Raw genomic sequence first — 1,354 nt, 5'->3', positions numbered from 1 at the left:
AGAAGACATCATCCGCATCATTAACCACATGGGGATTCCCGTACACGAGAGTGCCCCGGATGCGGACGCCCTTATGCTGGCCGACGCCGATACCGACGAGGCCGCTGCGGAAGAAGCAGCCGCCGCGTTGGCAGCGGTGGAGACCGACATTGGTCGTACCACCGACCCGGTGCGCATGTACATGCGTGAAATGGGTACGGTAGAACTCCTCACACGCGAAGGCGAAATCGAAATCGCCAAGCGTATCGAAGAAGGCATCCGTGAAGTGATGAGCGCCATCGCGCACTTCCCTGGCACGGTTGACCATATTCTTTCCGAGTACGACCGCGTCACCTCCGAAGGTGGTCGCCTGTCCGACGTTCTGAGCGGCTACATCGATCCGGACGACGGTACTGCGCCGCCTGCGGCAGAGGTTCCACCGCCGATCGACGAAAAAGCCGAAAAAACGGATGACGACGAAGACGAGGACGGCGAAAGCTCCGAAGACGAGGAAGAAGCCGAAAGCGGTCCGGATCCGATCATCGCTGCACAGCGCTTTGGCGCTGTTGCCGAACAGTTGGAAATCACTCACAAGGCCCTGAAGAAGCACGGTCGCCACAACAAGGCCGCAATTGCCGAATTGCTGGCACTGGCCGACCTGTTCATGCCGATCAAACTGGTGCCCAAGCAGTTCGAAGGCCTGGTCGAGCGTGTTCGCAGCTCCCTGGACCGCCTGCGTCAGCAAGAACGCGCCATCATGCAGCTCTGCGTTCGTGATGCACGCATGCCGCGCGCCGACTTCCTGCGCCAGTTCCCGGGCAACGAAGTTGACGAAAGCTGGGCCGACGCGCTGGCCAAAGGCAAAACCAAATATGCCGAAGCCATTGCTCGCCTGCAGCCGGACATCATTCGCTGCCAGCAGAAACTGACTGCGCTGGAAGCCGAAACCGGCTTGACCATCGTCGAGATCAAGGACATCAACCGTCGCATGTCGATCGGTGAGGCCAAGGCCCGCCGCGCGAAGAAAGAGATGGTTGAAGCGAACTTGCGTCTGGTGATCTCCATCGCCAAGAAGTACACCAACCGTGGCCTGCAATTCCTCGACCTGATCCAGGAAGGCAACATCGGTCTGATGAAAGCGGTAGACAAGTTCGAATACCGCCGCGGCTACAAGTTCTCGACCTATGCAACCTGGTGGATCCGTCAGGCGATCACTCGCTCGATCGCCGACCAGGCCCGCACCATTCGTATCCCGGTGCACATGATCGAGACGATCAACAAGCTCAACCGTATTTCCCGCCAGATGCTGCAGGAAATGGGTCCATCCGCACATGCCGGAGTTTTTGCGTCGTTATCCCAAAGTGGATGTCGAGCT

At 58.9% G+C, this 1,354-nt stretch carries 1 protein-coding gene; it reads left to right on the top strand.

The window, feature by feature from the left end; translation table 11 throughout:
• On the top strand, positions 1 to 1,354 hold a 1,354-nt coding region (locus tag ACQKP2_RS32935), incomplete at both ends, for a sigma-70 family RNA polymerase sigma factor (protein ID WP_427582394.1).

The sequence above is a fragment of the Pseudomonas sp. NPDC089569 genome, assembly GCF_050280625.1.
Classification (GTDB): Bacteria; Pseudomonadota; Gammaproteobacteria; order Pseudomonadales; family Pseudomonadaceae; genus Aquipseudomonas.
Note: the sequence above shows the minus strand (reverse complement) of the source record. Positions and strands in the feature narration are given on the sequence as shown.